At 68.0% G+C, this 16,460-nt stretch carries 14 protein-coding genes; 8 read left to right on the top strand and 6 right to left on the bottom strand.

Features of this window, described 5'->3' with window-relative positions; translation table 11 throughout:
* Positions 1-99 precede the first annotated feature (99 nt).
* Entirely contained in the window at positions 100-1,635 is a 1,536-nt protein-coding gene (locus tag H3005_RS17510) for a hypothetical protein (protein WP_191078661.1), read from the top strand.
* Positions 1,636-1,642: 7 nt separating this feature from the next.
* On the opposite strand, the gene H3005_RS17515 is transcribed toward H3005_RS17510, so the two are convergent.
* Positions 1,643-2,419 (bottom strand): lytic transglycosylase domain-containing protein, encoded by a 777-nt coding sequence (locus H3005_RS17515; RefSeq protein WP_191078662.1) that lies wholly within the window; start codon positions 2,417-2,419, stop codon positions 1,643-1,645.
* A gap of 395 nt (positions 2,420-2,814) precedes the next feature.
* A complete protein-coding gene (cycA, locus tag H3005_RS17520; RefSeq protein ID WP_100554607.1) occupies positions 2,815-4,188 on the bottom strand; it encodes a D-serine/D-alanine/glycine transporter in 1,374 nt (457 codons plus the stop codon).
* Between the two features lie 228 nt (positions 4,189-4,416).
* Here cycA and H3005_RS17525 point away from each other — a divergent pair, with 228 nt between their 5' ends.
* A complete protein-coding gene (locus tag H3005_RS17525; RefSeq protein WP_100554606.1) occupies positions 4,417-6,039 on the top strand; it encodes an EAL domain-containing protein in 1,623 nt (540 codons plus the stop codon).
* A gap of 299 nt (positions 6,040-6,338) precedes the next feature.
* Here H3005_RS17525 and H3005_RS17530 read toward each other — a convergent pair whose 3' ends face one another.
* Together H3005_RS17530 and H3005_RS17535 are read right to left on the bottom strand one after the other, a co-directional pair.
* A complete protein-coding gene (locus H3005_RS17530) occupies positions 6,339-7,523 on the bottom strand; it encodes an MFS transporter (protein ID WP_191078663.1) in 1,185 nt (394 codons plus the stop codon).
* Positions 7,520-8,698 (bottom strand): serine hydrolase domain-containing protein, encoded by a 1,179-nt coding sequence (locus tag H3005_RS17535; protein ID WP_191078664.1) that lies wholly within the window; start codon positions 8,696-8,698, stop codon positions 7,520-7,522. The genes H3005_RS17530 and H3005_RS17535 overlap by 4 nt, the downstream gene beginning before the upstream one ends.
* Before the next feature lie 228 nt (positions 8,699-8,926).
* Between H3005_RS17535 and H3005_RS17540 the strand changes: the two genes are divergently transcribed.
* Positions 8,927-9,826: a LysR family transcriptional regulator gene (locus H3005_RS17540; protein ID WP_108266838.1), complete on the top strand. Its 900-nt coding sequence runs from the start codon at positions 8,927-8,929 to the stop codon at positions 9,824-9,826.
* A 166-nt stretch (positions 9,827-9,992) separates the two neighbouring features.
* The gene (locus tag H3005_RS17545; protein ID WP_191078665.1) at positions 9,993-11,600 is read left to right on the top strand and encodes an ATP-binding cassette domain-containing protein; all 1,608 of its coding nucleotides are present in this window, start codon (positions 9,993-9,995) and stop codon (positions 11,598-11,600) included.
* A gap of 195 nt (positions 11,601-11,795) precedes the next feature.
* On the opposite strand, the gene H3005_RS17550 is transcribed toward H3005_RS17545, so the two are convergent.
* Positions 11,796-13,124 carry a GTP-binding protein gene (locus H3005_RS17550; protein WP_100554601.1) on the bottom strand — a complete coding sequence of 443 codons (1,329 nt, stop codon included), beginning with the start codon at positions 13,122-13,124 and terminating at the stop codon, positions 11,796-11,798.
* 69 nt (positions 13,125-13,193) lie between these two features.
* Here H3005_RS17550 and H3005_RS17555 point away from each other — a divergent pair, with 69 nt between their 5' ends.
* Complete coding sequence (locus H3005_RS17555; protein ID WP_089238366.1) at positions 13,194-13,565, top strand: MerC domain-containing protein; 372 nt, start codon at positions 13,194-13,196, stop codon at positions 13,563-13,565.
* A 90-nt stretch (positions 13,566-13,655) separates the two neighbouring features.
* Here H3005_RS17555 and H3005_RS17560 read toward each other — a convergent pair whose 3' ends face one another.
* Positions 13,656-13,940 carry a metal-sensing transcriptional repressor gene (locus H3005_RS17560; protein ID WP_191078666.1) on the bottom strand — a complete coding sequence of 95 codons (285 nt, stop codon included), beginning with the start codon at positions 13,938-13,940 and terminating at the stop codon, positions 13,656-13,658.
* A gap of 46 nt (positions 13,941-13,986) precedes the next feature.
* On the opposite strand from H3005_RS17560, the gene dmeF reads away from it, so the two are divergent.
* The 3 genes from dmeF to H3005_RS17575 all read left to right on the top strand — a co-directional run bounded on the left by dmeF (position 13,987) and on the right by H3005_RS17575 (position 16,459).
* On the top strand, positions 13,987-14,964 hold the full coding sequence (gene dmeF / locus H3005_RS17565; protein ID WP_191078667.1) for a CDF family Co(II)/Ni(II) efflux transporter DmeF: 978 nt from the start codon (positions 13,987-13,989) through the stop codon (positions 14,962-14,964).
* 91 nt (positions 14,965-15,055) lie between these two features.
* On the top strand, positions 15,056-15,472 hold the full coding sequence (locus tag H3005_RS17570) for a hypothetical protein (protein ID WP_191078668.1): 417 nt from the start codon (positions 15,056-15,058) through the stop codon (positions 15,470-15,472).
* A 144-nt stretch (positions 15,473-15,616) separates the two neighbouring features.
* Positions 15,617-16,459 (top strand): MnmC family methyltransferase, encoded by an 843-nt coding sequence (locus H3005_RS17575; RefSeq protein WP_100554597.1) that lies wholly within the window; start codon positions 15,617-15,619, stop codon positions 16,457-16,459.
* Position 16,460 lies beyond the last annotated feature (1 nt).

Consider the following 16,460-nt stretch of genomic DNA (forward strand, 5'->3'; position numbering starts at 1 on the left):
CACGTGCAGCGCCATGGCCGATGGTCAGGTCTGTTTCACAGCGCTTGTCCTGCGCTGCCACAGCAGGTTCAATGTCCGTTCCATGGACGGAGGCCCACCATGCCCCGCTGCACCCCACTCCTCGCGCTGCTGTTGGCCGCGCTGACCAGCGCGACCGCCTCGGCGAACGTGCCCCGGACGCCCGCGTCTACCTCTCAGCCTCCGTCCGATGCGGCGATGGATGCTGCGCACGCCGCGTACGCGCAGCAGTGGGATACGGCCATCGAACAGTCGCGCAGCGGCAACACGCTGGCCGCGTTGATCGCCATGCAACGGTTGATGGAGAGCCCGCTGCTGGCCGACTTCGATGCCGAGCGCCGCGGCCGCGCCGCGCAGTTTGCCGGCTGGACGGCGGCCATGCAGAAGCAGCCCGCGCTGGCACGGCGCTATCTGCAGCAGGCGCTGCTGGCGTTGCCGGGCGATGCAAGCATCCTGACCACGCTGGTGTCGCTGGACCTCAACGATGACCAACCAGCAGCAGCGGTCGAGCATCTGACACAGGCGCTGGCGCGTGCCGACAGCCCGCTGGCGATCGACCACCACACCATCAGCTACCTGCAGTACCACCTGCGCGAGCAGCCCGCGCAGCGCATGGCGCTGCTGCAGGCGCTGTTCGACAACGGCTGGAAGAGCGGCGGCAGCGAACCCACCGGGCTGTGGCTGGCGTTGGCAACGCTGCAGGCCGACAACGGGCGCGGCGATGCCATCCCGACCACACTGGTCCGCATCGACACCCCCGCCGAACTGATCCGATTGCGCAGCGACAAGCGCTTTGATCGCTACGTGGACCGTGCCGATGCACGCTTCGATCCGCTCAAGGCCGCGCAGGCCCATCTGGACACCCTGCGTGTATCGGGCCTGCTGGACCGCGTCCTGGATGCACGCATGGTGGATTTCAGCAGCACGCTGCTGATGCTGGATCGCAACGAGGAAGTCCTGGCGCTGACCGATACGCTGGCCGAGGCCGCCGCAGAAGGACAATCGCCGCCTGCCGCCGAGGCGGAATGGATTGCCTGGCTGCTCAACAGCCGCATCGCGGCACTGCGGCGCCTGCAACGCACCGATGAAGCGCTGGCGACGGCGAAACTCGCCGCCCGCATCGGCGCGCTCGGGCCGGATGGTCTGGAGCACCAGATGAACGTGGCCTTCGTGCTCAACTCACTCGGCCAGACGCAGGAAGCAGAGGCCGCGATGGAGACACTGACCGGTCTAAGCGGCTATGGCCAGGCCGCACAGGCCTTGATCCGTTTCGCCGCCGCGCGCGAGCGTGGTGATGCCGCCGCTGCCGCCGCAGCACGTGCGGTCATCGTCGCCCAGCGCCAGGACGCTCGGCTCTTCTATCGCGAGATGCTGCTGGAAGAAGGTGATCTGGATGGGGCCGCAGCCGTGCTGATCGAGCAGCTGCGCTCGCCGTTGGAACGCAGCGACGCGCTGGCCAGCCTGCAGGACATGCGCGTGTATCCCTCGTTGCCGGGCGATGTGCGCATTGATGCCGCCTGGCGCGAACTCAAGCAGCGTGCCGACGTGCAGGCCGAAGTCTCGCGCGTCGGCCGCATCGAGCGTTACGACCTGGTGGGCAGCGCCACGTCGCGCTGAGCGCCGGCTACTTCGCCGGTACTTCGATGCGGATGCCCATCGCCTCGCGATAGCGGGTGTACAGGGCCATCACCTTGTCCACGTAGGCCAGGGTTTCGGCATACGGTGGCACGCCCTTGTAGCGTGCCACCGCTCCGATGCCGGCGTTGTAGGCCGCCGCTGCCAGTGGACGGTCGCCGTTGTAGCGGCGCAGCAGCACGCGCATGTAGCGGGCGCCGCCGTCGATGGACTGCTGCGGCGAGAATGGATCGTGCACGCCGTATTCCAGCGCGGTATCGGGCATCAGCTGCATCACGCCCTGCGCGCCCTTGCTGGACACCGCCAGCGCGTCGAAGTTGCTTTCGGCATGGGCGATCGCCCGCAACCAGGCATCGTCGACACCGGTAGCCTTGGCCGCCGCCTTGAACTGTTTTGCGTGCTGGGCCAGCTGGGGCTTGCCGACCTTGCCGAGGCCTTCATGCGCCGGTTCGCCCGGTGGCGTGGCCACGGTGAACTTCAGGAACACCCGCGAGCCGGGCAGGTTGCGGGTGGAATAGACAAGCTTGCCGTCCTGCTCGCGCTCGTACAGCACGCCACTGAACACGCCCATGTTGCCCCACAGGTTGGGGGTCTGCACGGCGCTGTCGTCGATCTCCTTCGGCGTGCAGCGCGAGCCGGGCTCCGGTGCGGTGGCCAGGCTGACCGTGTTGCCCTGGACGCAGCGGTAGACCGTGCGCGCAGCGGCCAGCCCTGGCCACAGGCCAGACAGCAGCAACAGCGCGACGAGGGCGGGACGGAGGGACATGGCGGCCGGATGATCCGGCGGCGGCCGCTAACAATGAGTGAATGGGGGTTTTCGGCCGGGCGGCGCCCGGCACCCGCAGATGCAACGGCAACGGCAACCTCAACAGCAACGGCGGGCTATCCGTGGGATGGCGGGGTGGGTCCGGTTGCGGGGGACGCCGTGAACCCATCCGTGGGGGCTTGGCCGCGGCATCCATGCCGCGGACACCCCCGCAACCGGACCCACCCCGCCTTCGACAATTCCCCGCGACCTGGGAACGGTGTTCTGTGCTGCTCTTGGTGGGTGTCGACCCCGCGGCTGTTGGTGGGTGTCGACCTTGGTCGACACATGGATCCACGCCATGCGTGGATGGGACTCACCGAGGCTGTGAGATCTGTTGGCGAGGGTCTTCCTGATTACCGCGCCATCTTCCGCCGCAGCCAGTAACCTGCGCCCAGCAGCACGAACCATGCGGGGCTAGCCACCAGGGCCTGGCGGGTGTCGGCCTGCAGGCTCAGCAGTACCAGTACGGCGGCGAAGAAGACCAGACAGGCCCAGCACATCGCCACGCCACCGGGCATCTTGAAGATCGAGGCCGCGTGGCGTTCGGGGTAGCGACGGCGGTAGACCATGTAGGCCACCAGGATCAGCGACCAGACGAAGATGAACAGCACCGTCGCCAGGGTCGTCACCAGGGTGAAGGCGGTCACCAGGTTGGGGATCAGGTAGATCAGCAGGGTGCCGCCCAGCAGGCACAGGCAGGAGAACAGCAGGCCCCGTGCCGGCACGGCTGCGCGCGAGAGCTTGGACAGGCCGCGCGGTGCATGGCCTTCCTCGGCCAGGCCGAACAGCATGCGGCTGGTGGAGAAGATGCCGCTGTTGGCCGACGATGTTGCCGAAGTCAGCACCACGAAGTTGATCAGGCTGGCCGCGGCGGGAATGCCGGCCAGCACGAACAGCTGCACGAACGGGCTCTTGTCCGGCACCACCTGGCGCCATGGGGTGACCGCCATGATCGCGATCAGCGCCAGCACGTAGAAGATGATGATGCGCACCGGGATCGAGTTGATCGCCTTGGGCAGGTTGCGCTCCGGATCGGCCGTTTCCGCAGCGGTGGTGCCCACCAGTTCGATGCCGACGAAGGCGAACACCGCGATCTGGAAACCGGCGAAGAAACCGACCAGGCCCATCGGGAACATGCCACCGTCATTCCACAGGTTCGACAGCGCTGCAGTGTGCCCGCTGGGCGAGGTGAAGCCCCACGCCACCAGCCCGGCGCCGGTGATGATCAGCGCGCAGATGGCCACGATCTTGATCAGCGCGAACCAGAATTCCATTTCGCCGAACAGCTTCACTGTCACCAGGTTCAGCGCCAGCAACAGCATCACGCAGGCCAGAGCGGGTATCCACGCGTCCAGCCCGGGGAACCAGAACTGCGCATAGGCGGCGATGGCAATCACATCGGCGATGGCGGTGACGATCCAGCAGAACCAGTACGTCCATCCGCAGAAGAACCCGGCCCACGGCCCGAGCAGATCGGTGGAGAAATCGATAAAGGATTTGTACTGCAGGTTCGAGAGCAGCAGCTCGCCCATCGCCCGCATCACGAAGAACAGCATCGCGCCGATGATCAGGTAGACGAACACGATGGACGGGCCGGCCAGGCTGATGGTCTTGCCCGAGCCCATGAACAGGCCGGTGCCGATGGCACCGCCGATGGCGATCAGTTGCAGGTGACGGTTGGACAGGCTGCGGCGCAGGTTCTCGGGGGGCGTGGCGGGCTCGGTCATGGGCGCGGGAAGAGGCGGGTGAAGCGTCCGACGGTAGTCCTCCGGCTTCCACAACGCCAGCGCCGGACGGACCAGGACCGTCAACAAGTGTCGCCTTCACCACAATGTGACCCGTTACCGCATTTGTCCCATTCCGCCCAGCCCGGCGCCGTGTTCATATACCGCCATCGCCCAAGGACCGGCCCCGCCCATGTGCCCAGCCCTGCACACCTCTCTGGAGCCCCGGTCATGAGCCGACTGCGGGTCATCATCGGCGGCACCGTACTGGCCGTGCTGGCCGCTGCAGTGCCGATCGCGGTCATGGTCTATGCCACCTGGGATCGCGCCGTCAGCGTCGAGCAACAGCGTCTGCATGCCATCGCCGAGCGCAGCCTGCGCCGTACCGAAGTGTCCTACCAGGAAGCGCTGGCGGCATTGAAGTCGGCCGAGGCCACGGTGCTGCCGCCCTGCGGGGCCGAACACATCCAGCGCATGCAGACCCTGGTGATGACCACGCCGTCGTCCGACCAGATGGGCTACTTCGAGGGCGGCAAGCTGCGCTGCACGTCGTGGGGCTCATTCCTGCGGGATGTGGACCAGCCCACGCCGGACCACGTCACCAGCGATGGCGTCGGCATCACCGTGGACGTGCGCCCCGAGGCGGCGGGCCGGCGGCCGATGCTGTCCATCATGTACGGGTCGTACGACGTGCTGGTCGACCCCCGTCGCTTCGTCGATGTCATTGTCGATCCAGACGTGCGGCTGGCCCTGGCAAGCCCGGATGGACGGCTGCTGACCCAGCAGGACGGCATGGACCCGACCCTGTTGCAGCAGTTGCTGCGCGAGCCCGGCGAGGGCCTGGACCGCAGCACCCTGTATGCCAGCGCGCGCAGCGGTGAATGGCTGGCGATCGCCACCGCCCCGCGCACCGCGCTGGCGGCCACGTTCCGGCAGCAGGCGTGGTTGTTCGTGCCATTGGGACTGCTGATGGCCGCCGCCGGTGCCGGCCTGGTGATCTGGCTGTCGCGACGACGGCTGTCGATGCGCGGCGAACTGCGCATCGCCATCCGCCGCCGCGAACTCTACCTGCACTACCAGCCGATCATCGAACTGGATACCGGCATCTGCGTCGGCGCCGAGGCACTGGTGCGCTGGCAGCGACCCGACGGCACGCAGGTGCGTCCGGACCTGTTCATTCCCTTGGCCGAAGAGGCCGGGATGATCGCCGCCATCACCGATCTGGTGATCGAGAACGTGGTTGCCGACATGCGTGAACTGTTGGCCGAGGATCGCAGTGCACACATCGCGATCAACCTGGCGGCCGAGGACATCAGCAGCGGGCGGGCGCTGAAGGTGATCTCGCAGCGCATGGCCGGCAGCGGCATCCTGCCGCAGCAGATCTGGCTGGAGGCCACCGAACATGGCTTCCTCGACATCGACCGTGCGCGCACCATGCTGGCGGCGGCGCGACGCGCGGGTCACAGCGTGGCCATCGATGATTTCGGTGTCGGCTATTCCAGCCTGCAGTACCTGCAGCAGCTGCCGTTGGATGCACTGAAGATCGACAAGTCCTTCATCGATGCGATCGGCACCGAAAGCGCGACCAGCCCGGTCACGCCGCACATCATCGGCATGGCCCGCGAGCTGGGCCTGTGGGTGGTGGCTGAAGGCGTGGAAACCGAAGCGCAGCTGGCCTACCTGCACAGCCAGCACGTGCAGTTCGGCCAAGGGTGGTTGTTCTCGCGGCCGTTGCCGCGCGATGAGTTCATCGCCTTCCACCGCAAGCGCCAGCAGCAGTACGGCGCGGCGCGGGAGCACATGCAGAATCCGCGTAGCGTGCCGTTCGAGCGCGAGCAGGCGGGGGAGGAGTAGTCGGCGAACGGCGCAGCCCCTCGTGGTGGGTCGCTAAGAGCGGTTCGTGGGTTGGTCGGGCGGGGTGGATACGCGGGGGACGCCGTGAATCCGTCCATGGAGGCTTGGCCGCGGCATCCATGCCGCGGACACCCCCGCGTACCCACCCCACCCGGCCACGGACACATTTCGTCAGCGCCTCACCACGCAAGAGAAAAAAAGCGAAAACAACAGCGGGTCGCTGCGCTCGCACGTTCTGCTCTCTGTAGTGCCGGCCGCTGGCCGGCAACCCCGGCAACTCCGTCACCGATGATCAACGCCTATGCCCAGGCCTTCGGACGAGCCCACAGCCAGGCTGCACACACCGCCAGCAGCAGCAACGGCAACCAGGCCAGGTGCTGTGCGCCGCTGGCCTGCAGCATCAGGCCGCCGCCGACGCCACCGGCGGCGATGGCAAGGTTCCAGCCGGTCACCAGCATCGATTGCGCGAGGTCGGCCGCGGCGCCGGCGCGGCGGGCCAGTGCGGTCTGGAACAGGGTTGGCACGGCACCGAATGCGACGCCCCACAGGATCGTCACCAGCAGCAGCACACCCGGCACGCCCGGCCACAGCAGCAGCGAAACCACCGCCATCACGAAGCCGATCACGCTGGCCCATACCAGCGCGCGCAGATGGCGGTCCACGCCCCAGCCGGCAATGGCGATACCCACGATCGCGGCGATGCCGAACGCCAGCAGCAGCCGGTCCAGCCAACCGCCCGCGCCGGCCTGCACCGCCAACGGCTCGATGTAGGTGTACAGCACGTTGTGCGCCAGCACGTACAGCACCATCACCAGCAGCGTGCTGCGGATGCCGGGCATGCGCCAGACCGAACCCAGCGACATGCGCCGGCCTGCGCCGGCCGCCGGCAATGCGGGCAGCGCCCATCGCGCGTAGCCGAGCAGCAGCACCGCCAGCACGCTCATCAACGCGAACGCCCAGCGCCAGCCGATCTGCTGGCCCAGCAACGTGCCGGCCGGCACCCCCAGCGACAACGCCAGCGGCGAGCCGATCATCGCCACCGCGATCGCCCTGCCCTGCAGTTCCGGCACCACCATGCGCGCGGCGTAGCCGGCCACCAGCGACCACAGCAGGCCCGCGCCCACACCAGCCAGGAAGCGCGCCACCAGGGTCAGCACGTAGTCGTGGCTGAGCGCGGTCACGGTGTTGACCACCATGAAGCCGGCAATCGCCGCCAGCAGCAGCGGACGACGCGGCAGCCGCTGTGTCAGCGCGGTCATCGGCAACGCAGCCAGCAGCGAGCCCAGTGCGTACACGCTCACCAGCTGTCCTGCTGCCGCATCGCTGACACCGAGGCTCTCGCCCATCGGCCGCAGCACACCGGCCGGCAGCGTTTCGGTCAGCAGGGTGATGAAACCACCACCGGCCAAGGCCAGCAGACCACGCCACGGCAGACGCGTTGCCTCACCGGCCGGTGCCCCGGCATCGATCGCGTGGCCGCTCATCGCGCCGTCTCCAGATCGGCGTACACCGCATCGCGCAGTTCATCCACGAACGCGCCATGCATGCCTTCGTACAGTGTATTGGTCAGCGCGACCACGCTCAGGCCGCGCGCCGGATCGACGAACCAGCTATGGCCGTAGGCACCGCCCCAGCGCCATGTGCCCACGGTCTGTGGTGTGCCGCTGGCCGTTGCATCACGCAGCACGGCAAAGCCCAGGCCGAAGCCCCAACCGGGTGGATCGACAGGTCCCAGTTCGCCCAGCTGAGGCGTTCCCATCTGTGCCATCAAGCTGTCCGGCAGCAGCTGTGAAACACACGAATCGCGCAGCGCCTCCAGCACGGCCATCACCTCGTCAGCGGTACCCACCAGCCCTGCACCGGCCGACGGATAACGGTGTGGATCGGTCGCCCGTGCCAGGCTGTATTCGATGCCTACCGAGCCCTCGAACGCCGCCACCACCTCGCCCTCCTGCAAGCGATGCGGCTGCGGTACGTCACTGACATACGGCGTCGCCAGACGGCTGCCCTCGCCGGTGGCGAACGCGGTGTCGCGCAGGCCCAGCGGCTGCGCCAACAGCCGGTCGAACAACATCTGCAAGGTCTCACCGCTGGCTGCTTCAGCCACTGCGCCCGCCACATCCACGCCCAACGAGTACAGCCACTGGCTGCCCGGCGCGAACAGCAACGGCACCTGCGCAATGCGCTGCACGTTCTGCTGCAGCGTCACCGCGCTCGCGTCCATGCCATCGCTTACGCCCGCCTGCGCGTAAGGGCCCTCGGCATCGGCTTCCAGAAAGCGGTAGCCCAGCCCGCTGCTGTGGCTGAGCAACTGGCGCAGGCTTATCGATGGCTGGCTGCCATCGGCCAGTGCCGGGCGGAACGCCGGCAACCAGCGCTGCACCGGCGCGTCCAGGTCGAGCACGCCCTCGGCCACCAGGCGCAGGATCACCGTGGTCAGCAGCGGCTTGCTCACAGAAGCCAGCCGGAACAGCTGGTCGCGGCGCATCGGTGTATTCGATTCACGATCGGCCAAGCCACTGGCGCTGGCATGGCGAAGCACGCCGTGCTCGCGCACCAGCACCACCGCACCGACCAGGCGCTGCGGATGCACGGCCTGCAGCAGCGCGCTCACCGCGGGCAGTGCCGGTGCAGTATCAACAGGAAGGGCGAGTGTCATCGGGGTGATCCGTGGGGAGAGGCCCGCCACGGTAGGCAGCTTCGGCGACCGCAAAAAGCGGGGCCGGGCTCCGCGCATCATGGACCGCAAGGTCCGCAATTGGCATCATGCCCGGAACCACTGGGCCGCACCGACCCGCCAAGCACCCGCACCGCGCTGTTGCACCGGCTGCGTCACCGCGCATGCCGACCGCCGCCTACCCTGCCCTCTTTCGCAGCGATCTTCCCCATGTCCGTCCTCGACAACCTGGCCAACCTGCAGACCTTCGTCCACGCCGCGGACACCCGCAGCTTCGTCGAAACCGGCCGCGTACAAGGCATCTCCGCCTCGGCCGCCGGCAAGTGCGTGGCCCGGCTGGAACAGGCGCTCGGTGTACGCCTGTTCCACCGCAGCACGCGCAGCATCACCCTCACCGCCGAGGGCCAGCTGTTCCTGGCGCGCTGCCGGCGCATCCTCGACGAGCGCGACGCCGCACGCACCGAACTGGCCCAGCAGCATGCAACCCCCAGCGGCACCCTGCGCATCAGCCTGCCGCTGGTAGGCGACCTCACCCTGCCGTTGATGGCGGAGTTCATGGCCGCCTATCCCGACATCCGCCTGGAGCTGGATTTCTCCGATCGCCTGGTCGACGTCATCGAAGAGGGATTCGATGCCGTGCTGCGTGTCGGCGAGCCCAGCGACTCACGTCTCACCGCGCGCCGCCTCGGTGTGTTCCCACGCCGCGTCGTCGCATCGCCGGCCTACCTGCAACGGCATGGCACGCCGCAGATGCCGGCGGACCTGCTGCAGCACCGCCTGCTGCACTACCGCTTCCCCAGCAGCGGCAAACTCGAACCGTGGCCGATCCTCTGGCCCGAGGGCGACACGGCACAGGAACTGCCGGTGCACCTGGTCGCCAACACCATCGAGGCGCGGGTGGCACTGGCACTGCGCGACGGTGGCCTGGCGTTCGTGCCGGTGCATTCGGTACGCGATGCACTTGCTGACGGCCGGCTGGTCACCGTGCTTGATGAGCACGTGCATTCCTGCGGCACGTTCCACCTGCTGTGGCCGTCGGGCCGCCACGTACTGCCGAAGCTGCGGGTGTTCATCGAATTCGTCGGCGCGCGGCTGGATACGGTGCCGTAAGGCGGCGCAGCGGCCGCGGCCATTCAGCTGACGGCGCTATACTGCCCGCTCATTCCTCATAGAGGCTCGCGACCAATGCGCCAGTGATGCCGCCGTCTTCGCACTAGACGGCCCGACTCTTCCCGCCCCTGCGCGCAGGGGAGAACCAGGCATCCATGGAGGTCGCATGACTTCGCATTCCCTCACGCTCGATCGCGTGTCGTATCGGTTGGCCAATGGCCGACCGCTGTTTTCCAATCTGTCCTTTTCCTTCGAGCCGGTGGCCACCGGTCTGGTCGGCGCCAACGGCGTCGGCAAGAGCGTGCTCGCGCGCCTGCTCGCCGGTCAGCTGTCGCCCGACGAGGGCCACGTGCACCGCAGTGGCCAGGTATTCCTGTTGCCCACACCCGGCTATCCGCCACGTGGCACGGTCGGCGAACTGGCCGGTGTAGGCGCCGAACTGGCGGCACTGGCGCGCATCGAAGCGGGCAGCGTCGATGCAGCCGACTTCACCCGCATCGGCGAGCGCTGGAACCTGCGCGGACGCCTGCAGCAGCAGTGGCAGGCAATGCAGCTGCCGGCCGACCTTGATCCCGCGCAGCCCGCCGCGCGACTCAGTGGTGGCCAGGCGATGCAGGTCGCGCTGTCCGGCGCGTGGGCCAGCGGCGCGGACTGGCTGATCCTCGACGAGCCGAGCAATCACCTCGACGCCCGTCATCGCCGCCAGCTGTATGCACAACTGCAGCAATGGCAGGGCGGCCTGCTGGCGATCAGCCACGACCGCGCCCTTCTCTCGCAGATGACACAGATCGTCGAACTGGATGCGCACGGCCTGCATCGTTATGGCGGGCCATGGCAGCACTATGCCGACACGCGTGCCGCCGAACGCGAGGCCGCCGCCGCCCAGCTTGACCACGTCCGCGCCCAGCACCGGCAGCAGCAACGCAGCGCGCGCGAGCAGCATGAGCGCCAGCAGCAGCGCCAGGCACGCAGCAACCGCGAGGCGCGCGAGGCCAACCAGGCACCGATCCTGCTCGGTCGGCAGAAGCAGCGCGCCGAAGCCAGCCACGGGCGTGCGCAGCAGATCCAGAACGATCGCCTGCAGGCCAGCGCTGCGCAGGTGCGCGCTGCCGCCGCAGCGGTGCACGTCGCGCCGGAACTGGCGTTGTTCAGTAGCGAGGGCGAGCGTGGCCACGCCCGCTTGCTGCAGGCGCACGACCTGGTATTGCCGCACGGCTGTCGTGCGCCACTGCAGCTGGAGATCCGTCGGGGCCAGCGCATTGCCGTAGTCGGCGACAACGGCAGCGGCAAGTCGACGCTGTTGCGCGTGCTGGCCGGCGAGCTGCCCGCAGACAGTGGACAGGTACATCGGCACGCGCCCTTGGCCCTGCTCGACCAGCAGCTGCTGAATCTGCGCAGCCAAGAGAGCATTCTCGACGCGGTGCAGGCCGCCCATCCCACGGCCGATCCGGCTGAGCTGCGCACGCGGTTGGCGTTGCTGGGCCTGGATGCACAGCGCATCCAGCGCCCGGCCAGCAGCCTCAGCGATGGCGAGCGGGTGAAAGGTGCGCTGGCCAGCGTGCTGTATGCCGATCATGCCCCGCAGCTGCTGTTGCTGGACGAGCCGGGCAACGCGCTGGACCTGGCCGCGCTGCAGGCGCTGGAAGAGCTGCTGGCGGCATGGCCGGGGGCATTGTTGATGGTCAGCCATGACACCCACCTGCTGCAGGCGTTGCGGCCAACGCAGGTGGTGCAGGTCGGTGATGCAGGTTGGCAGTGGCGCGATGCGTTGTAGAGCCGAGCCCATGCTCGGCTCCTGCCGGCTGGCATCCACGCATGGCGTGGATCTACTGGCTGGCAATGCGTCCACGTCCATTGGAAGCGATGCGTTGTAGAGCGGAGCCCATGCTCGGCTCCCGCCGGCTGGCATCCACGCATGGCGTGGATCTACTGCCAGCCGAGCGTTCATCCACGCATGGCGTGGATCTACTCATCCGCGCTTCCACACCGGGAACGTCTGCGGCATCTGCTGCCACAGCAAGGGGCCGGCCTGCAGTTCGTCGTCGTTGAGCAGGCATGCATCCAGTGCCGAGCGCACCGCGCGCTCGTCCATGTGCACGCCGATCACCACCAGCTCCTGCCGGCGGTCACCCCACAGCGGGTGCCACAGGCGTGCCATCGCCGAGTGCGCTGCCGCGTCCGGGAATTCCTGTGCATCGGGCAACGGCGCGCTCCAGCAGTCGGCCTGCTGCCGGGCCCAGCCCAGATCGCTGTAGGGCAGTGGCGTCGGCGGCAGCAGCGGCGTGGTGTCCTCCTGGCCAGCGCGCACACGCTCGCGCGCCGCATACCAGAAGCCCGCCGCCTGGGTGCGCGTGGCCGCGCCCACACTGTTCAACTCACCCACCCAGTCCATGCGGTTGGCCAGCCAGAACCAGCCTTTGCTGCGGATCACCCCGGGCATGCCGTGCTGCAACGTGCGTGCGAAGCGTGCCGGGTGGAACGGCCGTCGCGAGCGGTAGACGAAGCTGGCAATGCCGTACTCTTCGGTTTCCGGCGTGTGCTCGCCGCGCAGCTCCTTCACCCAGCCCGGAGCCTGCTGCGCGCGCTCGAAATCGAAGCGGCCGGTATCCAGCAGCTCCGCAAGCGGTACGTCGCCGAAGCTGGACAGCAGCAGCTTCGCGTCGCGGTTCAAGCCGCGCAGCACCGCCAGCGTGTCCTGCAGCAGCTCCTCTTCCACCTGGTCCACCTTGCTGACCACGATCACGTCGGCGAACTCCACCTGCTCGCACAGCAGGTCGACCACGCCGCGATCATCGTCCGGCCCCGCCTGCTGGCCACGCTCGGCCAAGCGCAGCGTCGAACCGAAATCGGCCAGGAAGGCACTGCCGTCCACCACCGTCACCATCGTGTCCAGCCGCGCGATATCGCTCAGGCTGAAGCCATGCTCATCGCGCACCGCGAAGGTGGCCGCCACCGGCATCGGCTCGCCGATCCCGGTCGATTCGATCAGCAGGTAGTCGTAGCGGCCGCTGTCAGCCAGGCGCCGGACCTCCTGCAGCAGATCATCGCGCAGCGTGCAGCAGATGCAGCCGTTGCTGAACTCCACCAGCGTCTCTTCGGTGCGACGCAGCTCCGCGCCGCCATCGCGCACCAGCTGCGCATCGATGTTGACCTCGCTCATGTCGTTGACGATCACCGCCACCCGCAGGCCATCGCGGTTGCGCAGGATCTGGTTGAGCAGGGTGGTCTTGCCGGCACCGAGGAAGCCGGAGAGCACGGTGACCGGAAGGCGACGGTCGGCGCGGGAAATAGCGTTCATCTGGGGCTGGGTTGGCTGCAGAAAGGAAATGTTACTGTATAACAATTGTCGCGCAAGGAACCTCCCCACATGAAGTCGCCCTCCGCCGCCCTGCTTGATGCCGGTGCCGTCGCCCTGTCCAGCCTGTGCCTGCTGCACTGCCTGGCACTGCCCCTGCTGGCGGCCGCGCTGCCGCTGTTCGGCGTCTGGGCCGAAGCGGAATGGGTGCACCTGGTCTTCGTGGCCATCGCGCTGCCGATGACCGGCTTCGCCCTGTGGCGGGCCGAACGCCGACATCCCCTGCCTGCGCTGGCGTGGCTGAGCGCCGGTATCGGCCTGGCCCTGTTGATGGCGGGCGCCCTGGCGCTGCCCTCGCACGCGTGGGAGACCCCGCTGACGGTCACCGGCAGCCTGCTGCTGGCCGCCACCCACATCTGGAACGCGCGGCACCGGCACCGATGACACCGCAGGGGTAGTGCCGGCCGCTGGCCGGCAACTGCAGGCTACGTCCGCAGTTCATGAGGTTGCCGGCCAACGGCCGGCATTGCCCGGCTATTTGCCGTAGCGGCGCAGCAGCTCCACCAGCACCTCGGCTTCGGCCGCCCGCTGGGCCGGGTCTTCCGCGCCCACCACGTGTTCCTGCAGGTGCTCGTGCAGCAGTTCCATCAACAGGCTGTGGGCAGCGCCACGCACGGCGGCCACCTGCACCAGCACGTCGGCGCAGTCGCCTGCCTCGCTCTCGGGCGTGTTCAACGCCTGCTCCAACGCCGCCACCTGGCCGCCGATGCGACGGATCCGGGTCAGCAGCTGCTTTCGATTCCGGTGTACATGCGCCATGAGCGGATCATATACCCTATGGGGGTATCCATCCATCACTGCCGCCATGCACCTGGACGCCCTCGCCGCTGCCCGCCGCCACGAACACCGCTTCGACGACGGCAACCCGCTGGCCGAACGCAATACCCGTCGCGCGATGTGGCTCACCGTCAGCATGATGCTGGTCGAGATCGTCGGAGGCTGGTGGTTCAATTCCATGGCCGTGCTCGCCGATGGCTGGCACATGAGCTCGCACGCACTGGCGCTGGGCCTCTCGGTGTTCGCCTACCGCTGTGCACGCCGCTACGCGCACGATCCGCGCTTTGCCTTCGGCACCTGGAAGATCGAGATCCTGGCCGGCTACACCAGCGCCATCGCCCTGCTTGGTGTTGCCGCGCTGATGGCCGTGCAATCGCTGCAACAGCTGTGGGTGCCTGCGCCCATCCATTACAACGAGGCCATCGCCATCGCCGCGGTCGGCCTGGGCGTGAACCTGCTGTGCGCGTGGTGGCTGCACGACAGCCCCGGTCATGCGCATCACCATCATGGCCACGGACACGGGCACGACCATGGCGATCATCATGGGCATGACCACGATCACGACCATTCGCACGGTCACGACCTCAACCTGCGTTCGGCCTACGTGCACGTGCTGGCCGACGCAGCCACCTCGGTGCTGGCCATCGTCGCCCTGCTGGGCGGCAAACTGCTCGGCCTGACCTGGCTGGACCCGGTGATGGGCCTGGTCGGTGCGGTGCTGGTCACCGTGTGGGCGATCGGTCTGCTGCGCGACAGCGGTCGCATCCTGCTCGACGCGCAGATGGACGCGCCGGTGGTGGCCGAGGTGCGCGAGGTGATCGAGCAGGGCCCGTGGCCGGCACGCCTGGCCGACCTGCACGTGTGGCAGGTAGGGCGCGGCAAGTACGCCGTCGCCGCCAGCGTGGTCACCAGTGATGCCGCGCTCGACCCTGACACCGTGCGCCAGGCCTTGGCGATCCATGAAGAGCTGGTGCACGTGACAGTGGAGATCCATCGCAGCGCGTGACGCCAGCGGGTCGCGGTTCTTGCCGAAAATCTGTACCGGGCGCCACCGCGTACTGCCTACACTGGCCGCACCTGCCCCGTCGGGACATCCCATGCGCGCGCTCCGCCTGCTGCTGCCCGGTGCCCTCCTGCTGCTGGTGGCCTGTTCCGGCGACACACAGCTGCCGTTCTCCTCCGACCCGATGCTCGGCTGCTTCGCCACCAGTCCGCGCAAGTCCGCCGAGTTCCGCATCGAAAAGGAAGGAAGCCAGTACTTCGTGTCCTTCGAGCGTGACGGCCAATGGCAGCGCGAACCCAACGCGCTGTACAAGGCCAGCCGCAGCGACATCCAGCAGTACTTCCGCGACGACGCCGACCAGATCGACAGCGCGCTGATCCGCATGGCCGGCGGCTTCGGCATCTTCCATGTCAAGGACGGCGCCACGTTGAAGGCCCGGGCACGCGACAGCGACTACATGGCGCTGCTGTTGATCGGGGCGGGGCCGGTGTATGCGGTGAAGTGCGGATAGCGTGCAGTTCCTGCCATGGCGGGCGTATGGAAGGGCGCGCTCCGGGCCGTCGCAGGCGATGTGGCAGCGGTTCCTGCCGCCGCCTTCCGCTCTGCAACAGCTGCGGTACCATGCCCTCCCCCGAGCCACCCTGCGCTACCCACCGTGCCCCATTACTCCGGCCCCCTGCTGACCCGCGACAGCGCTGACACCCTGCGCCGTGCCCATGACAAGGGCACCACCGAATGGCAGGGCTCGCTCGACCTGGGGCGCAACGAAGAGGCAGCGCAGCTGGGTGCCGAGGGTTTCACCTTCCGTGGCCAGCACTACCCGTGGCCGGGCAAGCTGAAGGACCGCACGCTGTACTACTGGGATGGCGAGGAGTTCTCCGCCATCTCCCGCTTCAGCGGCTCGCTGATCAAGCTGGTGCCGACCGAGTGGGGCGCACCGACTTTCGAGATCGACGGCATCAAGATGCTGCCGACCTCCAAGCTGTCGCCGTTCGAGGACGCGCGCCGCAAGGTCGAGCTGGTCGCCCCCGCAGGCAAGATCATCCTCGATACCTGCGGTGGCCTGGGCTACTTCGCCGCCTGTGCATTGGAGGCCGGCGTCGGCCAGATCCGCTCGTTCGAAAAGAACGCCGATGTGATGTGGCTGCGCACGCTCAACCCGTGGTCGCCCGATCCGGATTCAGCTGCCGCTAGCGGTCGCCTGCACTTCAGCCACGGCGACGTGTCGCAGCAGATCGAACAGGTGACCAGCAACAGCGTCGATGCGATCCTGCATGACCCGCCGCGCTTCGGCATCGCCGGCGAACTGTACTCGCAGGTGTTCTACGACCACCTCGCCCGCGTCATCCGCAAGGGCGGTCGCTTGTTCCATTACACCGGCGCGCCGAACAAACTGACCAGCGGCCGCGACGTGCCCCGCGAAGTGGCCAAGCGCCTGGAAAAGGCAGGGTTCAAGGCCGAGCTGGCGCTGGACGGCGTGCTGGCCATCAAGCGCTGAG

The sequence above is a fragment of the Stenotrophomonas sp. Br8 genome (genome assembly GCF_014763005.1).
Taxonomy (GTDB): Bacteria; Pseudomonadota; Gammaproteobacteria; order Xanthomonadales; family Xanthomonadaceae; genus Stenotrophomonas; species Stenotrophomonas lactitubi.